Annotated in this window: 12 protein-coding genes, 3 tRNA genes and 1 pseudogene; 12 read left to right on the forward strand and 4 right to left on the reverse strand. The window is 68.4% G+C overall.

Features of this window, described 5'->3' with window-relative positions; all coding sequences use genetic code 11:
• Positions 1–4 precede the first annotated feature (4 nt).
• The 3 genes and pseudogenes from hemQ (at position 5) to N803_RS18830 (ending at position 1,866) form a co-directional block, all read left to right on the forward strand.
• Complete coding sequence (gene hemQ, locus N803_RS04320; RefSeq protein WP_035902947.1) at positions 5–736, forward strand: hydrogen peroxide-dependent heme synthase; 732 nt, start codon at positions 5–7, stop codon at positions 734–736.
• Between the two features lie 212 nt (positions 737–948).
• Positions 949–1,086, forward strand: a pseudogene (locus N803_RS19155) (type IV toxin-antitoxin system AbiEi family antitoxin domain-containing protein); the annotation flags it as partial.
• 261 nt (positions 1,087–1,347) lie between these two features.
• The gene (locus tag N803_RS18830; RefSeq protein ID WP_245617003.1) at positions 1,348–1,866 is read left to right on the forward strand and encodes a hypothetical protein; all 519 of its coding nucleotides are present in this window, start codon (positions 1,348–1,350) and stop codon (positions 1,864–1,866) included.
• A gap of 123 nt (positions 1,867–1,989) precedes the next feature.
• On the opposite strand, the gene msrB is transcribed toward N803_RS18830, so the two are convergent.
• Positions 1,990–2,415 (reverse strand): peptide-methionine (R)-S-oxide reductase MsrB, encoded by a 426-nt coding sequence (gene msrB, locus N803_RS04330; RefSeq protein ID WP_035902948.1) that lies wholly within the window; start codon positions 2,413–2,415, stop codon positions 1,990–1,992.
• Between the two features lie 103 nt (positions 2,416–2,518).
• Positions 2,519–4,963 carry an ExeM/NucH family extracellular endonuclease gene (locus N803_RS04335; RefSeq protein ID WP_035902949.1) on the reverse strand — a complete coding sequence of 815 codons (2,445 nt, stop codon included), beginning with the start codon at positions 4,961–4,963 and terminating at the stop codon, positions 2,519–2,521.
• A gap of 169 nt (positions 4,964–5,132) precedes the next feature.
• On the opposite strand from N803_RS04335, the gene N803_RS17855 reads away from it, so the two are divergent.
• The 4 genes from N803_RS17855 to N803_RS04355 all read left to right on the forward strand — a co-directional run bounded on the left by N803_RS17855 (position 5,133) and on the right by N803_RS04355 (position 11,063).
• The gene (locus tag N803_RS17855; RefSeq protein WP_084764001.1) at positions 5,133–7,274 is read left to right on the forward strand and encodes an ATP-dependent DNA ligase; all 2,142 of its coding nucleotides are present in this window, start codon (positions 5,133–5,135) and stop codon (positions 7,272–7,274) included.
• Positions 7,267–8,436, forward strand: a complete 1,170-nt coding sequence (locus N803_RS04345) for an alpha/beta hydrolase family protein (protein WP_156969654.1) — start codon at positions 7,267–7,269, stop codon at positions 8,434–8,436. The genes N803_RS17855 and N803_RS04345 overlap by 8 nt, the downstream gene beginning before the upstream one ends.
• A gap of 195 nt (positions 8,437–8,631) precedes the next feature.
• A complete protein-coding gene (locus tag N803_RS04350) occupies positions 8,632–10,074 on the forward strand; it encodes a dicarboxylate/amino acid:cation symporter (RefSeq protein WP_035902950.1) in 1,443 nt (480 codons plus the stop codon).
• Positions 10,071–11,063, forward strand: a complete 993-nt coding sequence (locus N803_RS04355) for an LLM class flavin-dependent oxidoreductase (protein WP_035902951.1) — start codon at positions 10,071–10,073, stop codon at positions 11,061–11,063. The genes N803_RS04350 and N803_RS04355 overlap by 4 nt, the downstream gene beginning before the upstream one ends.
• 133 nt (positions 11,064–11,196) lie before the next feature.
• Here N803_RS04355 and N803_RS04360 read toward each other — a convergent pair whose 3' ends face one another.
• Positions 11,197–11,880, reverse strand: coding sequence for a dihydrofolate reductase family protein (locus N803_RS04360; RefSeq protein ID WP_035902952.1), 684 nt, complete (start codon positions 11,878–11,880; stop codon positions 11,197–11,199).
• 50 nt (positions 11,881–11,930) lie between these two features.
• Between N803_RS04360 and N803_RS04365 the strand changes: the two genes are divergently transcribed.
• Entirely contained in the window at positions 11,931–12,845 is a 915-nt protein-coding gene (locus N803_RS04365; protein ID WP_035902953.1) for a polyphosphate kinase 2 family protein, read from the forward strand.
• A 66-nt stretch (positions 12,846–12,911) separates the two neighbouring features.
• On the opposite strand, the gene N803_RS04370 is transcribed toward N803_RS04365, so the two are convergent.
• The gene (locus N803_RS04370; protein WP_035902954.1) at positions 12,912–14,555 is read right to left on the reverse strand and encodes an acyl-CoA dehydrogenase family protein; all 1,644 of its coding nucleotides are present in this window, start codon (positions 14,553–14,555) and stop codon (positions 12,912–12,914) included.
• A gap of 115 nt (positions 14,556–14,670) precedes the next feature.
• Here N803_RS04370 and N803_RS04375 point away from each other — a divergent pair, with 115 nt between their 5' ends.
• The 4 genes from N803_RS04375 to N803_RS04390 all read left to right on the forward strand — a co-directional run bounded on the left by N803_RS04375 (position 14,671) and on the right by N803_RS04390 (position 16,132).
• The gene (locus N803_RS04375; RefSeq protein WP_035902955.1) at positions 14,671–15,792 is read left to right on the forward strand and encodes a YihY/virulence factor BrkB family protein; all 1,122 of its coding nucleotides are present in this window, start codon (positions 14,671–14,673) and stop codon (positions 15,790–15,792) included.
• Positions 15,793–15,873: 81 nt separating this feature from the next.
• Positions 15,874–15,946, forward strand: a tRNA-Gly gene (locus tag N803_RS04380).
• A 22-nt stretch (positions 15,947–15,968) separates the two neighbouring features.
• Positions 15,969–16,039 (forward strand) — tRNA-Cys (locus N803_RS04385).
• 18 nt (positions 16,040–16,057) lie between these two features.
• Positions 16,058–16,132: transfer RNA gene (locus N803_RS04390), tRNA-Val, on the forward strand.
• The last annotated feature ends 18 nt before the right edge of the window (positions 16,133–16,150 follow it).

Genomic DNA, 16,150 nt, shown 5'->3' on the forward strand with positions numbered 1-16,150 from the left:
GGCCATGAGCACCCCCACCTCCGGTCGACCCGTTCCCAGCAAGCCCAGCCCCGCGCAGATGCGCGAGATCAACGAGTCGATCCGCTACACGATGTGGTCGGTGTTCGAGGTGACCGAGCCGCTCGGGTCGGATGACCGGGCGGCGATGGTGGCCGAGGTCGAGGCGCTCGTCGCGGACCTCGAGTCGGGGGACGTCGCCGTGCGAGGGTTCTATGACGTCGCGGGACTGCGCGGCGACGCCGACCTCATGGTGTGGTGGCACGCAGAGCGGATCGAGGACCTCCAGGACGCCTATCACCGGCTGCTGCGCACCGAGTTCGGCTCGCACCTGTCGTCGGTCTGGTCCAACGCGGCATTGCACCGGCCGGCGGAGTTCAACAAGAGCCACATCCCCGCGTTCATGGCAGGGGAGGAGCCGCGCAACTACGTGTGCGTCTACCCGTTCGTGCGGTCCTACGAGTGGTACCTCCTCGAGGACGCCGAGCGCCGCGACATGCTGCGCGAGCACGGCCAGATGGCGCGGGACTTCCCGGACGTGCGGGCCAACACGATCGCGTCGTTCGCCCTCGGTGACTACGAGTGGATCCTCGCGTTCGAGGCCGACGAGCTGCACCGCATCGTCGACCTCATGCGCGAACTGCGTGCGTCGCGCGCCCGTCTGCACGTGCGCGAAGAAGTCCCGTTCTTCACCGGACCCCGCGTCGAGGTCGGGGAGCTGATCCAGCGCCAGCGCTGACCCGCCTCACCTGCCTCACTTTTTACGGGGCCCCCGCTAAACGGTTCCCGAGCAAGGGAACAGTTCTCTTGCTCGGGAACCGTTTCCCTTGTCCAGCGCTCCTGCCAGCCGCCCTCGGCCGATTGTCCACAGGGCTGCGCAGAGGCTACGGCTCATCCACAGATCGCTGTGACGCCTTCCGCCACACAGGCCCATCGAGAAATGGTGCGTGGATGGACAACGAACTCGGACGCGTCGCGCGTGCCCAACACGGCATGTTCACCACCGCACAGGCGAATGCCGCGGGAGTGGGGCGGCAAGGCTTGCGAGAGGCGGTCAAGGCAGGCGTCTTGTCTCATCCTGCTCGAGGCCTGTATGCCGTGTGCGACCTTGTCGACACCGCACCAGTTTCGTGGCAGAGACATCTCGCGGCTGGCGCCGCGTTGCTGTACGACGATGCTGTGCTCACGGGGGTCACTGCGGTGCTTCAGTACGAACTGCCCACCTGGGGGTGCCCGCTCGATCGGTGCGACCTGCTCCGACCCGTCAAGCGGCAGGTGGACTACGGTCCCTTTCGTGTCCGACCTGCCCGAACCTCGGTGGTCGACGGACCCTGGGGGCCGAGTGTGCCCTTGGCCGAGGCCCTCGTTCAGCTCGCCATGGATCACGGCATCGTTCAGGGTGTCGTCACCGCGGACGCGGCACTCCATCGTGAACTGGTCACCGTCGACGAGCTGAAAGCGGCCGTCGATGCGGTGGCCGCGTGGGCAAGGTCGCACCGAGCGCGGGCGATGCTCACGCACATCGACCCAAAGTGTGAGTCCGTGGCAGAGAGCCGCGCGCGCGTCGAATTCGCTTCACACGGCATACGCGTCGTGTCGCAGGTGGAGGTACGGCGGAAGGATGGTTCTCTCATCGGCCGAGCCGACTTCGGGGTCGAGGGCACCAATGTCCTGATCGAGGTCGACGGGAAGCTCAAGTACGCGGAGGGGGATCCCAGCGTGCTGTGGCAGGAAAAGCGCCGCGAGGACGACATGCGGGCGGAAGGCAAAGTGTTCGTCCGTGTGACGTGGGCCGATCTGGAACGGCCGGGCAAGGCCTCCGCCAAAGTGAGGCGCGTCCTGCCCCCGGAGGCCGCTCAGGCGAGCTGAACAAGAGAAACGGTTCCTGAACAAGGGAACAGTTCTCTTGCTCGGGAACCGTTTAGCGGGGGCCCCGTAAAAGGTGAGACGGGTGGGGTCACCACGCGGGGTTGAGGGGCGGCGGGCTGGACCTCAGTCGGTGGCGGGGCGCAGTGTCATCGCGATGCTGTTCATGCAGAACCGCTGGTCGGTCGGGGTGTCGTAGCCCTCGCCCTCGAAGACGTGCCCGAGGTGGCTGCCGCAGGAGGCGCAGCGGACCTCGACGCGCGGGCGACCGGGAAGGCTCGAGTCCTCGAGATACTCCACCGAGTCGCCGGCGAGCGGGCTGTAGAACGACGGCCAGCCGCAGTGGCTGTCGAACTTCGTCTCCGACGTGAAGAGCTCCGCACCGCAGGCGCGGCACGCGTAGACGCCCTCGGTCTTGGTGTCGGTGTATTCACCGACGAAGGGGCGCTCGGTGCCGGCCTGGCGCAGGACGGCGTACTCCTCGGGGCTGAGCTCTGCACGCCACTCCTCGTCGGACTTGGTGACGGCGTACTCGCGGTTCGTGGGCTCCATGTCATGAGCAAACCACGAGGCCCCCGGGAACGTTCCCGGGGGCCTCGCGTGCTGTCGAGATTCAGCTGACCGTCAGCGTGTCGTCAGCCGTGCTTCATCGGGTTCAGCGTGGGCCGCGACCGTTGACCTTGACCCCGATGACGAGCGGGTCGTGGTCGGACGAGGCGAACGGCTGCGTCGTGTAGAAGTCGGTCACGTTGTAGTTGCGACGCGAGTACTGCATCGCGACCGACTCGTCACCGTTGATGTCCCACACGCCAGCACCGGTGACCTGCTTGAGGGCCTTGGCGTTGGCGAATCCGTGGTCGAGGGAGCCGAGGCGCCCGCTGAACTGGTAGCTCGTCGACTCCGGCTCGAACTTCTTGGCGAGGTTGGTGAAGCCAGCCGCCTCGATCTCGCGCACCGGGTCCTCCATGGAGTACGAGTTGAAGTCACCGACGAGGAAGACGGCCTCGTCCGCGAACACCGTGTTGACCCAGGACGTCACGGCCTTGGCCTGCGCGATGCGCGAGGGGTTGGAGTTGCCCTGGCCGGTGCCGTCGTCCTCGCCCGAACCCTTGGACTTGAAGTGGTTGGCCACCACGACGAAGGGTGAGCCCGCGTTCTTGGCCTTGAACTTCTGGGCCAGTGGGTAGCGGGCGTTGGCGAAGGCCTCGTCGAGCAGGATCTGCGAGGCGTCGAGCGCCTGGATGCGGTCCTTGCGGTAGATGAAGGCCGTGCGGATGACGTCCTCCGAGCTCGGCGTCACCGTGGGGGACTGGACGTATGCCCACTGCCCACCGCCCTTGTTGAGGGCGGTGACGAGCGTGGCGAGGGCCTTGTCGCGAGGCTGCCCGGGAAGGTAGCTGATCATCGAGGAGGTCTCGATCTCCTCGAGGGAGACGACGTCCGCGGTGAGGCCGTTGATGGCCGTGACGATCTTGGCCTCCTGGTCCTTGAACGCGGCCTGGGTCCATGCGCCGCGGACCTCGCAGAAGTCCGTGGCGACAGGCGTGCCGTCACGGTCGGCGAAGAAGTCGCAGTTCTTGTAGGTGTCCTCGGTCTCACCGAGGTCGGTGAAGTAGTTGAGGACGTTGAACGTCGCGATGCGAACGTCGCCGCCGACCTTGGGCGCGGTGAACTCGCGGTCGTTCTCGGTCGTGATCGGGTCGTCGGCGTCGGTGGCCCCGACGATGTGACCGACCGGCTGGTAGTTCCACTGGAACCGGTAGTCGAGGATCACCGGCTTGGTGAACGTCACGTGCGAACCCGTGCGCATCGGCTCGTCCTGCGAGAGGTACGGCAGCGGCGAGTCCTGAGCGGCTGCGTTGCGCAAGTAGTTCGCGCTGGAGCCGTCGTCGAGGGTGATGTACTTCTTGAGGTTCTCCGCCTCGTAGGCAGCGGCCTCGGCGCCCGGACGGACGACATCGGTCGACTGGTAGAGCGGCTTGTCACCCACGGCGAGACCGAGCTGGCCGTACTGGTTGAGCGCGTAATTGTTCGTGATCGTGTAGGTGCCCTCTGGCTGCACGAGCATGCCCTCGTACTGCTCCTTCTCGGCGTCGGTCACGGGAACCGTCGCGAGCGGGGTGGGCGTGACGGGCGCACAGTCCGTGGCCGGCGTGAGGGTGGCGTCCGTGAGCTCGGTGAGGCCGCTGAACTCGGTGACCGTCGCCTCGACGTCGAAGCAGTCGCCGATCTCCGCGTCCGTCTGCCGGAACACGAAGATGCCGTCCGAGGCGCCCGGCGTCGCGTCAGTGGTGCCACCCGTGCCCGGCGTCTGCAGATACAGACCGTTGAACCCACCGGTGGGGTAGACCGCGGTGACGACACCCTTGGTGGTGACGAGCTTGCCCTGCATCGCCGAGGCCGCGCCGGTGCCCTGGATCTCCGCGATCGTCGCCGTGGTGGGCTCGGGGTCGGGGTCCGGGTCGGTTCCGCCGCCGGATCCGGCCGGGGAGGGAGCCCCAACGGTGAAGTCGACGGAGTTGTTGTCGGTGTCAACGGTGCCGGAACGCGAAGCCGACGTCGTCGCCGAGAGGTTCCCCGTGGGCGCTGTCTCCGAGTAGTTCGCTGCCGCGCCGAAACCGACGAAGTCAACGATCGACGTCACCGAGCCGCAATTGGTGCTGCACGACAGGGCCGACGTGCTATTGACGAGGGCGACCTTGCCGCTGGTCCCGCTCATGGGGATGGTGCCCGTGGCGTTCGGAGTGGGCAGTGGGGTTGTTCCACCCGAGCCCGCCGCCTCCTGGACGAGGTAGTGGGCACCCGGCGCGAGGGTCCCGCTCAGGGGCGTGACCTGCCAGGTGTTGCCAGCGGACGACGCGTACTGCACCGACATCCCCGCGAGGCTCACGGGGGATGAGCCGACGTTGCGCAACTCGATGAAGTCATTGGTCCACGTTGCTCCGGAGTTACCACCTCCTCCATAGACCTCGGAGATGACGACGGTGGTGGACACGGCGGCAGCCGGTGCGGCGGTGAGCAGAGCCGTGGCTCCGGCCAGGGGAAGGGCGACGAGCGGTGCGGCGATCGCGGCACACGTTCGGCGAGTGAACGCGGACATGTGGGTCCTAACAGGGAGTGGACAGGGAACGAACCACCGCACCGTATGCCGCCCGCTCACCTTTCGCGGGCGAAAATGGTAAGCGTTCGGCAAAGTCTTGATGACCACGAGTTCATCGAGGCTCGGTGAGGACGGCCACGTGTCATGGGCACGGCCTAGGCTGACCGCCATGGCGTCCCCACTGACGATGGAGATCGACGGCCCGGACGGAATGCGGGAGGTGCGGCTCTCCAGCCCGGATCGGCTCATGTGGCCGGGTGACGGGATCACGAAGGGTGACCTCGCGGCATACATGGTCTCGGTCGGTGAACCCCTGGTGCGCGCGATCGGGGACCGGCCGGTCACCCTCCAGCGTTTCCCCGAGGGCATCGACGGCGAGGAGTTTTATCAAAAGAATCCACCGAAGGGGATGCCCGACTGGATCCGCACGGTGTCGTGCCGCTACCCGTCGGGGAGGCGGCATCCTCAACTCGTCGTCGACGAGGTCGCCGCGGCGGTGTGGGCGGTGCAGATGAACACGGTGACCTTCCACCCGTGGCCGGTCCGGACGGCGAACAACGACAACCCCGACGAGTTGCGCATCGACCTCGACCCGCAGCCGGGCCGCACGTTCACCGACGCGGTCGAGGCGGCGGTGGCGCTCCGCGAACTGCTTGCCGAGCTCGGACTGACGGGGTGGGCGAAGACGTCCGGCAACCGCGGCGTCCACGTCTTCGCGCGCATCGAGCCCACACACGAGTTCCTCGACGTGCGGCACGGCGTCATCGGGATCGCCCGCGAGCTCGAGCGGCGTCTGCCCGATCTCGTGACGACGAGCTGGTGGAAGGAGGAGCGCGGGGAGCGCGTCTTCGTCGACTTCAACCAGGCCTGCCGCGACCGGACCATCGCCTCGGCCTACAGCCCCCGACCTCTGGCCGGGGCGCCGGTCTCCATGCCGGTGACGTGGGACGAGCTGCCGACGGTCGCACCGGGTGACTTCACCGTCCTCACCGTCCCCGAGATCGTCGCCGACCGCGGCGACGCATGGGAGGGCATGGACGACACGGTCGGCGACATCGCGCCCGCAATGACGTTGTGGGACAACGACATCGAGCGTGGTCTGGGCGAGCTGAACTTCCCGCCCGACTACCCGAAGATGCCGGGCGAGCCACCGCGAGTGCAGCCGAGCAAGCGGCGTCAGGACAAGTCGGATGCTGAGTACATGGCGCCCAAGGCGGAGCGCGACGCTGCGCTTCGCGAGGAGTGGGGTATGCCGGTCGTGCCCCCGATCCCGCCGATGCTCGCCAAGCCGTCGAAGAAGCTCGTCGAGGGCGAGGTGAGCTACGAGCCGAAGTGGGACGGGTTCCGTTCGATCATCTATCGCTCCGGCGACCTCGTGGAGATCGGCAGTCGCAACGAGAAGCCCATGACGCGCTACTTCCCGGACGTCGTCGAGGCCGTCCTCGCGAACTTCCCCGAGAAGTGCGTCGTCGACGGCGAGATCATCCTCGTGCGACCGGGGGAGGACCGTCTCGACTTCGACCTGCTCCAGCAGCGCATCCACCCGGCCGCATCGCGGGTCAAGAAGCTCGCTGCCGAGACCCCGGCGAGTTTTGTCGCGTTCGACCTGCTGGCGTTGGGGGAGCGCGACCTCATGGGCGACCCGTTCGAGGTGCGCCGGGCCGAGCTGGAGAAGGCGTTCGCCGGCGTCGAGGCACCGATCCACCTCACCCGCGCGACCCGCGATCCCGCCGAGGCCCAGCAGTGGTTCGAGCAGTTCGAGGGGGCCGGCCTGGACGGTGTCATGGTCAAGCCGCTCGACGGGACCTACGAGCCGGACAAGCGGACCATGCACAAGTTCAAGCACGAACGCACCGCCGACTGCGTCGTCGCGGGCTACCGCACGCACAAGAGCGGCGACGATCTCATCGGCTCGCTCCTGCTCGGTCTCTACGACGACGAGGGGACGTTGGCGAGTGTCGGCGTGATCGGGGCCTTCCCGATGGCCCGGCGCAAGGAGTTGTTCGAGGAGCTCCAGCCGCTCGAGACCGACTTCGACGACCACCCGTGGGCCTGGGCCAAGCAGGAGGAGGGCACCCGCACCCCGCAGAACGCCGCCGGCTCGCGATGGGCCGCCGGCAAAGACCTGTCGTTCACGCCGCTCCGTCCCGAGCGGGTCGTCGAGGTGCGCTATGACCACATGGAGGGCGTCCGCTTCCGCCACACGGCGCAGTTCGTGCGGTGGCGCGAGGACCGCGACCCCGAGTCCTGCACCTACGCCCAGCTCGAGGAGCCCGTGTCCTACGACCTTGCCGACGTCCTCCGTGGCTAGTCGATCGGGGCTGCGCCGGGCGGCGACGGCGGCGGCAGCAGTGGGGGCCACCACGACGCTGGCGAGCGCTGCAGGGTCCCTCGCGGCAGCGGCATACTTCGCCAGAAAGGTGCTCACTCCGGAACGGAAGCGGCCCGACGACGTCGAACTCCTCGAGGTTCGTGACGATCGGCTGCTGCTGAGCGCGACCGCCGAGACGGTCGTGCCGGGACTCTATGGCCTCTGGCTCGATGGCGGTCGCGGACACGTGCGCATCGGCGATCTCACGGGGACCGACGTGGCGGACGGAACCGTCGAACGCCTCGTCCTCGGGCTCGACGCGGGACGGCTCGCGCCCGGAGGTGCGCGCTTCAACGGCTACCACTACGCCGGCACGCCCGACTCCGACCTGGGATTGCCGACGGAGCATGTCGACGTCGAGGGCGAGCTCGGTCGCCTCCCGGCGTGGGTCGTGCCGGCGCGGGAGGGGCGCGGGTCGCGCTGGGCTGTCCTCGTGCACGGCCGGGGTGCGCGACGGCAGGAGGCGCTCCGCGCTCTCCCGGCGCTGCACGCGGCTGGATGGACCTCGCTCGTGCCGACCTATCGCAACGATGAGGACGTCCCGGCCGGCCCCGACGGGCGCTACAACCTGGGACTGTCCGAATGGCGCGACATCGAATCCGCGGTGGAGTATGCCGTCCGGTCCGGTGCCCGAGAGATCCTCCTCGTGGGGTGGTCCATGGGGGGAGCCATCACCCTGCAGTTCCTCGACCGTTCGCCCCTCGCCGACCTCGTGTCACGTGTCGTGCTCGATGGCCCGGTCATCGACTGGGCCGACGTGCTCGATCACCACGCACGCATGCACCACGTGCCCCGCCCGGTCGGGACCCTGTCGCGCACGATGATGGGCCGCCCCTGGGGCAAACGCTTCGTGGGCGTTCACGAGTCCGTCGACGTCGCACAGACCGACTGGGTGCGCCGGGCCGACGAGCTGCGTCACTCGATCCTGCTCATCCACTCGGCCGACGACGAGTTCGTCCCCGTCGGCCCGTCCAGGGCTCTCGCCCAACACCGCCCGGACCTCGTCCACTTCGAGGAGTGGCGGGTGGCTCGGCACTGCAAGGAGTGGAACACCGATCCCGAGCGGTGGGAGCAGCTCGTCCGCGACTTCGCCGCCAACTGAGTTCCGATGGGTGGACGTGTCGAGGTCGGTGGGAATAGCCGCGCGGTGATCTCGGTTGCCGCCCTCGTGTGCACTCCCGCCATGACTCCTGACCTGTGGCGCAAGCTTCACGTGGACCTGCGGATGGATGCGAGCGACCGCTGTCGTCCCTGACGGCCTCCGACCCCCATCCACTTCTCCTCCAGGAGTTTCGTCATGTCCAGCATCACTCCCGAAGCCACTGAGCCCGAACCCGCGCAGGCTGCGCCCACGGCAGGCCCCAAGCGTCCACGCGTCCCCTTCTGGGCCCAGGTCTTCATCGGCCTCGCTGCCGGTGTCGTGCTCGGCTTCGTCGCCCGCCAGTTCGACCAGGCCTGGCTGGCCGAGACCCTCAAGACCGTCGGCGGCATCTTCGTCCAGCTGCTCAAGGTCATCGTCGTCCCGCTCGTCCTCACGGCGATCATCGTGTCCATCGCCAACCTGCGGCAGGTGACGAACGCGGCGCGTCTCGCAGGGGAGACCCTCGTGTGGTTCGCCATCACGGCGGCCGCGTCCGTCGTCGTCGGCATCACCCTCGGCCTGCTCACCAATCCCGGTGCGCGCGCCACGCTCGACACGAGCGCCGCCAAGGCGCCGAGCCACACCGGGAGTTGGCTCGACTTCCTCACCTCGATCGTGCCCGGCAACTTCCTCGGCCTCGAGGTCTCGACGTCCGCCGACGAGGCCGGAGCGCTCACGTCGAGCCCCGACTTCAACATCCTGCAACTCGTCGTCCTCGGCATCGCACTCGGCGCCGCGACGCTCTCGGTCGGAGCCAAGGCCGAGCCGTTCGTCAACCTCACCCGCAGCGCGCTCGAGGTCTTCAGCAAGCTCGTCTGGTGGGTCATCAAGCTCTCCCCGCTCGGCACTGCGGCCCTCATCGGCTCGGCCGTCGCGAACTACGGCTGGGACCTGCTCGGGCCGCTGGCGATCTTCACGGCCGACGTCTACATCGGCTGCGCCATCGTGCTCCTCGTGATCTACCCGATCGTCGCTCGTGCCAACGGTTTGAGCCCGGTGAAGTTCTTTGCCGGGGCTTGGCCCGCGATCCAGTTCGCTTTCGTCTCACGGAGCTCCATCGGCACCCTGCCCCTGACACAGCGCGTCGTGACGCACAACCTCGGGGTCTCGCGTGACTACGCCTCCTTCGCCGTGCCGATCGGTGCGACGACGAAGATGGACGGCTGCGCCGCGGTCTATCCGGCGCTGGCGGCGATCACCGTCGCGCAACTCTTCGGTGTGGACCTTGGTCTCACCGACTACCTCCTCATCGCCTTCGTGTCGGTCGTCGGCTCGGCCGCGACGGCGGGTCTCACCGGCGCCGTCGTGATGCTGACCCTGACGCTGTCGACGCTCGGCCTGCCGCTCGAGGGCGTGGGGCTGCTTCTCGCCATCGACCCGATCATCGACATGATCCGGACGGCGACCAACGTCGCCGGTCAGGCGCTCATCCCGACGGTCGTGGCCAAGCGTCACGGGCTGCTCGACGAGGGCGTCTACAACGCGAACACCTTCGGTGGCGCTGACGCTCGTCTCGAGCTCGACGAGGACGAGGTCAGCGTGTCGCACTCCAGCGACACACGCGCCGACGACGAGTCCCGCGTGGCGGTCCCGGCATGAGCCACGCAGGACCGCGGCTCTCGCTGCTCGACCTCGCCACGGTCGGGCGCGACCAGCCGATCAGTGAGGCGCTCGAGGCGAGCGTGACGTTGGCGCAGAAGGCGGATGAGCTGGGCACCTTCGAGCGCCTCTGGTTCGCCGAGCACCACAACATGCCCTCGATCGCCTCCGCGGCGACCGCGGTCCTGCTCGCGCACGTCGCCGCCCGGACCGAGCGCATCCGCGTCGGTTCGGGCGGCGTCATGCTGCCCAACCACTCGCCCCTCGTCATCGCCGAGCAGTTCGGCACCCTGGCCGAGCTGCACCCCGACCGGATCGACCTCGGCCTCGGACGGGCCCCGGGGACCGACCAGGTGACGATGCGCGCCCTGCGTGTCGACCCGCGCGCCTCCGATCGGTTCGAGCAGGACGTCCTCGAGCTGCAGGGCTACCTGTCGGACGAGAGCATCGTCCCGACGATCAACGCCATTCCCGGGCGCGGCACGAAGGTCCCACTGCACATCCTCGGCAGTTCACTCTTCGGCGCGCACCTCGCGGCGCGCCTCGGCCTGCCCTACGCCTTCGCCAGCCACTTCGCGCCGGATGCGCTCCAGGCCGCAGTTGCGGTGTATCGCAACGAGTTCCAGCCCTCGGAGCAGTTGTCCGTACCACACGTCATCGCCGCGCTCAACGTCGTCGTCGCCGACGAGCAGGAACAGGCGGAAGCGCTGGGCGCCTCGGTGCTCAGGTCGCGTGTGCGTTCGCTCGCCTCGCGCGTGCCGGCGTATGCCGGCCGGCTGACTGACGCTGACATCGACCTCCTGCTCCACTCACCCGTGGGGCAGCAGGCTCAGCACATGCTGACGTACTCGGCCGTCGGCGATGCCGACACGGTCGGCCGCTACCTGACGTGGTTCGCCGAGCACGCGGACGCCGACGAGCTCATGGTCGTCAACGCGGCGCCGGGTCTCGACAGCAGGCTCCGCGCGCTCGAACTCCTCGCCGGCTGACGTCCCCGCCACAGGTCGCATCCCGAAGTCACCCAATTGGACACGCGAGCCGTCCCGAAGTCACCCAATTGGACACGCGAGCCGTCCCGAAGTCACCCAATTGGGTGACTTCGGGACGGGGGTGGACCAGGGCCTACGGAGAGGTGACGCGCCAGAGGCCCAAGAGCGAGCCGTCCTCCTCGAGGAGGTGGACGATCTCGGCGTCGAGACCGGACGTCTCACCCAGCGGGGAACCGGCGACGACGCGCAGGTGGTCGCCACCGACGAGGCGCGGCGCCAACGTCAGGGCGAACTCGTCGACGACTCCTGCCTCGAGGAGGTCGTGGAAGAGGTGAGGACCGCCCTCGGCGAGGACGGCCGGCATACCGGATTCTCGCAGGCGACTCACGACGGCCGGGAGGTCGACGACATCGTCTCCGACGACCCAGACGTCGTCGTCCTCGGTGCGCCCCGACGCGGCGCAGGTGACGAGGATGGCCCGGCCCTCCCCATCGGCGAGTGACTCGGGGAGGTGGCCGTGGGCGCTCACGACGACGATCGGTGTGGAGCCCCGCCGATAGCCCTCTGCGCGGGCGGTTCCCGCGCCGACGAGGACACAGTCGGCGAGCTCCCGCTGGAGGTGGAAGACCCGACCGTCGGCGTCCGTGTTGATCGACCCGCTTCGCCCGTCTGCGCCCACGGCAGACCCGTCGAGAGTGCTGACGAAGTTCGCACGCACGCCGCCGCCCGAGGGCCACGCGTAGAGCCGCGCGAGAGCGTCGTCGCCGAGCAGGCCAGGGGAGAAGGAGCGTGAGCGGCTGTCGAGGAGGAGGCGCACAGCGCGAGTCTCGCACCACCTGCGGCACCCATCACTGACAGGATGCTGGCATGGCGAAGAAGAAGGCGAAGGACAGCAAGGACAAGAAGAGCTCGAAGGACGCCAAGGGCAAGGGCTCGGCGTCCGCACCCACGTCGTTCAGGGAGGCCCTGCGCGCAGGTGAGGGCTTCGACCTGGCTTCCCTCGACCCGCGATCGACACCCGGATTCGACGGGGACAAGGTGGCAGGGGAGGAGGCCCTGGCCGGTCTCGGTGACGAACTCGCCGAGCTCCAGGAGCGCCTCTACGCCGAGTCCAAGGGCGGAGGCAAGCGCTCGGTCCTCCTGATCATTCAGGGCATGGACACGTCCGGGAAGGGCGGGATCATGCGCCACGTCGTGGGCGCGTTCGACCCGCAGGGTGTGGAGATCACCTCCTTCAAGGCGCCCACCGACGAGGAGAAGAAGCACCCGTTCCTGTGGCGCATTCGCAACGCCCTGCCCAGCCCGGGTGACATCGGGGTGTTCGACCGCTCGCACTACGAGGACGTCCTCATCGTGCGTGTCCACGACCTCGTGCCACCCTCGCAGTGGTCGCGGCGCTACGCACAGATCAACGCCTTCGAGAAGAAGGTCGTCGAGTCCGGCACGACCGTCATCAAGGTGATGCTGCACATCTCGAGCGACGAGCAGAAGGCACGTCTGGCCGAACGGCTCGACCGACCGGACAAGCACTGGAAGTTCAACCCCGGCGACCTCGACGAGCGTGCGTTCTGGGCGGACTACCAGGAGGCCTACCAGGTCGCCATCGACAAGTGCTCGACCGAGGTGGCGCCGTGGTTCGTCGTGCCGGCGGACCGCAAGTGGTACGCCCGCCTCGCCGTGACCGAGCTCGTCCTCGAGCACCTGCGCGCCCTCGATCCGCAGTGGCCGAAGGCCGACTTCGACGTCAAGGCGGAGCAGAAGCGCCTGGCTGCCATGCCCTGATCACCCCCTGTGCCTTGTGTGCCCCAGCGCGAGCCAGAGGTCGCGCTGGGGCACACAAGGCAGGTTTCAGGCCAAGGTGCGGTCGAGGATCTGCGTGACCTCGGCCTCGCCGACGGCCTCGAGGGTGCCGAAGGCGAGACCACAGGCCCCTTCGCCAAGGCGGTTCGCGACGAACGTGTCGGCCATGGGGGCGGGGGAGTGCTGGACGAGCAGGGCGGCCTGCAGCGTGACGGCCAGGTGCTCGACGATCCGACGGGCCTGCCACGGGGCGTCCTGTGCGCCCGCTGCTGCCACGAGCTCCGACACGGCGTCGATCGCCCGGTCGAGACGTCGGTCGTGCCCGCGGGCCAGCGAGAGTTCCTTGTCGAGGGCCGCGACGCTCGCAGGTTCACGCGTCATGGCGCGCAACACGTCGAGCGCGCTGACATTTCCCGATCCTTCCCAGATCGAGTTCAGCGGGGCCTCGCGGTAGAGGCGGGCCAGTCCGTTCTCCTCGACGTACCCCGGGCCGCCGAGGCATTCGAGCGCCTCTCCGACGACCGTGGGGGTGCGCTTGCAGACCCAGAACTTCCCGAGGGCAACCCCGAGCCGGGCGAACTCGGTGTCACCCGAGTCGACGGCGTGGGCCAGCCTCAGGCCGAGCAGTTCCGAGGCCTCGGCCTCGATCGCGAGGTCGGCCAGCACGTTGCGCATGAGCGGTTGATCGACGAGCGGCGAGCCGAATGCCGAACGGTGACGGGCGTGGTGCACGGCCCGGACGACGGCCTGACGCATCGTCGCGGACGAACCGAGGACGCAGTCGAGCCGGGTCGACGACACCATGTCGAGGATCGTGCGGATACCGCGGCCGTCCTCGCCGACGCGCACCGCCCACGCCTCCTCGAACTCGACCTCGGACGAGGCGTTGGACCGGTTGCCGAGCTTGTCCTTGAGGCGTTGCAGCCGCAGGGCGTTGCGGGACCCGTCGTCGAGGACGCGGGGGACGAGGAAGCACGTGACCCCGGCGTCCGTCGTCGCGAGGACGAGGAAGATGTCGCTCATCGGTGCCGAGAAGAACCACTTGTGGCCCGTGAGTCGATACGTCTCTCCGCCCTCGATCGGGCCTCCGGGCGCGGCGACGGCACGGGTCGCGTTGGCCCGAACGTCCGACCCGCCCTGCTTCTCGGTCATGCCCATGCCGGCGATGGCCGAGACCTTCTCCCCGAAGGGAGCAAGCTCCGGAGCATACGTGCGCGAGGCGAGCCGGGGGAGCCAGCGCTCCGCAAGAGCGGGCGTCGACCGCAGAGCCGGCGCCGCGGCATACGTCATCGAAATCGGGCAGAGGTGACCCGCCTCGGCGCGGGACCACGTGAGGAACCCAACGGCCCGCCGCAGGTGCGCCCCGGAGCCGGCCGGCTGCGTCCAGGCCTCGGCAGTGAGCCCGTGACCGACCGCGGTGCGCATGAGGTCGTGGTAGCTCCGGGTGTATGCCACCTCGTCGAGGCGGCGTCCCGTGCGGTCGTGCGTCAGGAGCCGCGGCAGGTCGCGGTGTGCATCGTCGGCCCACCCCTGCACCTCCGAACTGCCGGCCAGGGCCCCGAGTTCGGTCAGCCCGGCGACGTCGTCGGCCCGGCCCCAGCGCGCCACGGCCTCGACCGCGACCGCATCGGTGGTGAAGAGGTTGTGCCCAGAGAAGTCCGGCACCTGGTTCACGACGTCGTGGGTCTGCACGCGCCGAACGGTAGCCCGACCTGACGCCCCGTGCCCATCACTGTGACCACGTCGTGTCCGGCGCAGGGCCGTGTCACGTGCCGGAGCGTGCTAGGTGGGCGGCTAGCGTGAACGGGTGACCGACGCGAAGCGACGCCTCCGCCAGTGGCTGGCGCGCTTCCCTGCCCTCGAGGCCCTCGCCCGGCTGACGGTGGAGACGATCCGCATCTGCCTGCGCTACCGCGTGACCGGGCTGGCGTCCGAGGCCGGGTTCTTCGCGCTCCTGTCGCTGCCGCCGCTGGTCCTCGGACTCTTCGGTGGCGTCGGTTACGTCGGCCGCTGGCTCGGTTCCGACACCGTGGAGGAGGTGCGCTCGGCGATCACGGAGTATGCCGCTCGCTTCCTCACCGAGGACGTCATCTCGTCGACGTTGTCACCGACCGTCAACGACGTCTTCCGGGATGGGCGCTTCGACCTCATCTCCGCAGGCTTCGTGCTGTCGCTGTGGTCGGGTTCGCGCGCCCTCAACGTGCTCGTCGACACGGTGTCGATCATGTATGGCCAGTCCGGCGTGCGCGGCATCGTCCAGACGCGGGCGCTGAGCTTCTCCCTCTACGTCGTCGCGCTGCTCGTCGGGGTCGTGACGATCCCCTTGGTGCTCATTGGCCCGACTCTCCTGGGGGACGTGCTCCCGGACCGCCTGGACTTCCTCACCTATCTCTATTGGCCCGTGGTCTCGCTGCTCGTCATTGCGGGCTTCACGAGCCTCTATCACGTGTCCACGCCGGTCCGGAGTCCGTGGACGCGCGACATCCCCGGAGCGGTGCTTACCCTGCTCATCTGGGTCATGGCCTCGTTCGCAGTGCGCGGATCGATCGCAGCCTCGCTGGGTGGCACCTCCATCTATGGTCCGCTGAGCGCCCCGATCGTCCTGCTCATCTGGCTCTACATGCTCGCCATCGCGGTGCTCATCGGCGCGGCGCTCAACGCAGCGATCCGCAACCTCTGGCCCTCGGATGACGAGCGCGGTCTGCGGACCCGGATCGCCGACCTCGTGGTGCCGGGCCGAGCAGGCGTGCGTCGCTCGGAGGAGGCCTCGGCGGAGATGTCGGGTGGTGACGCCGAAGAGGAGAGTTCGGACGAGGACGACGACCTGGACCTGCGGGGCCTGCGCGACGCAGCACGTCGCCCACTCACGCCGATCAGCGACGACGAGACCCTCGTGATCCCGCGGATCCGGGTCGGATCGGGCCGGTGAGGGGCCCAGTTTGGAATTCACCGGGATGATCAGTTAAGTTTCTTCCCGCACGCCAGCGAGGGAAACCGAGCAGGGCGCAGTGCGGATGTAGCTCAGTTGGTAGAGCGCAACCTTGCCAAGGTTGAGGTCGCCGGTTCGAACCCGGTCATCCGCTCGGAGGGTAGCCACCCCTCAGTGGTGGAGTGGCCGAGAGGCGAGGCAGCGGCCTGCAAAGCCGTTTACACGGGTTCAAATCCCGTCTCCACCTCGAAGATTTACCCCTCACGGGCGATTGGCGCAGCGGTAGCGCGCTTCCCTGACACGGAAGAGGTCACTGGTTCAAACCCAGTATCGCCCACCACAGGAACCGCGGTTCCGG

The organism is Knoellia subterranea KCTC 19937 (assembly GCF_000768685.1).
GTDB lineage: Bacteria > Actinomycetota > Actinomycetes > Actinomycetales > Dermatophilaceae > Knoellia > Knoellia subterranea.

What these genes read in the sequence shown, in the direction of transcription:
- hemQ (WP_035902947.1), top strand. Translation starts at nt 5, where the DNA reads ATGAGCACCCCCACCTCCGGTCGACCCGTTCCCAGCAAGCCCAGCCCC.
- msrB (WP_035902948.1), bottom strand. Translation starts at nt 2,415, where the DNA reads ATGGAGCCCACGAACCGCGAGTACGCCGTCACCAAGTCCGACGAGGAG.
- N803_RS04335 (WP_035902949.1), bottom strand. Translation starts at nt 4,963, where the DNA reads ATGTCCGCGTTCACTCGCCGAACGTGTGCCGCGATCGCCGCACCGCTC.
- N803_RS17855 (WP_084764001.1), top strand. Translation starts at nt 5,133, where the DNA reads ATGGCGTCCCCACTGACGATGGAGATCGACGGCCCGGACGGAATGCGG.
- N803_RS04350 (WP_035902950.1), top strand. Translation starts at nt 8,632, where the DNA reads ATGTCCAGCATCACTCCCGAAGCCACTGAGCCCGAACCCGCGCAGGCT.
- N803_RS04355 (WP_035902951.1), top strand. Translation starts at nt 10,071, where the DNA reads ATGAGCCACGCAGGACCGCGGCTCTCGCTGCTCGACCTCGCCACGGTC.
- N803_RS04365 (WP_035902953.1), top strand. Translation starts at nt 11,931, where the DNA reads ATGGCGAAGAAGAAGGCGAAGGACAGCAAGGACAAGAAGAGCTCGAAG.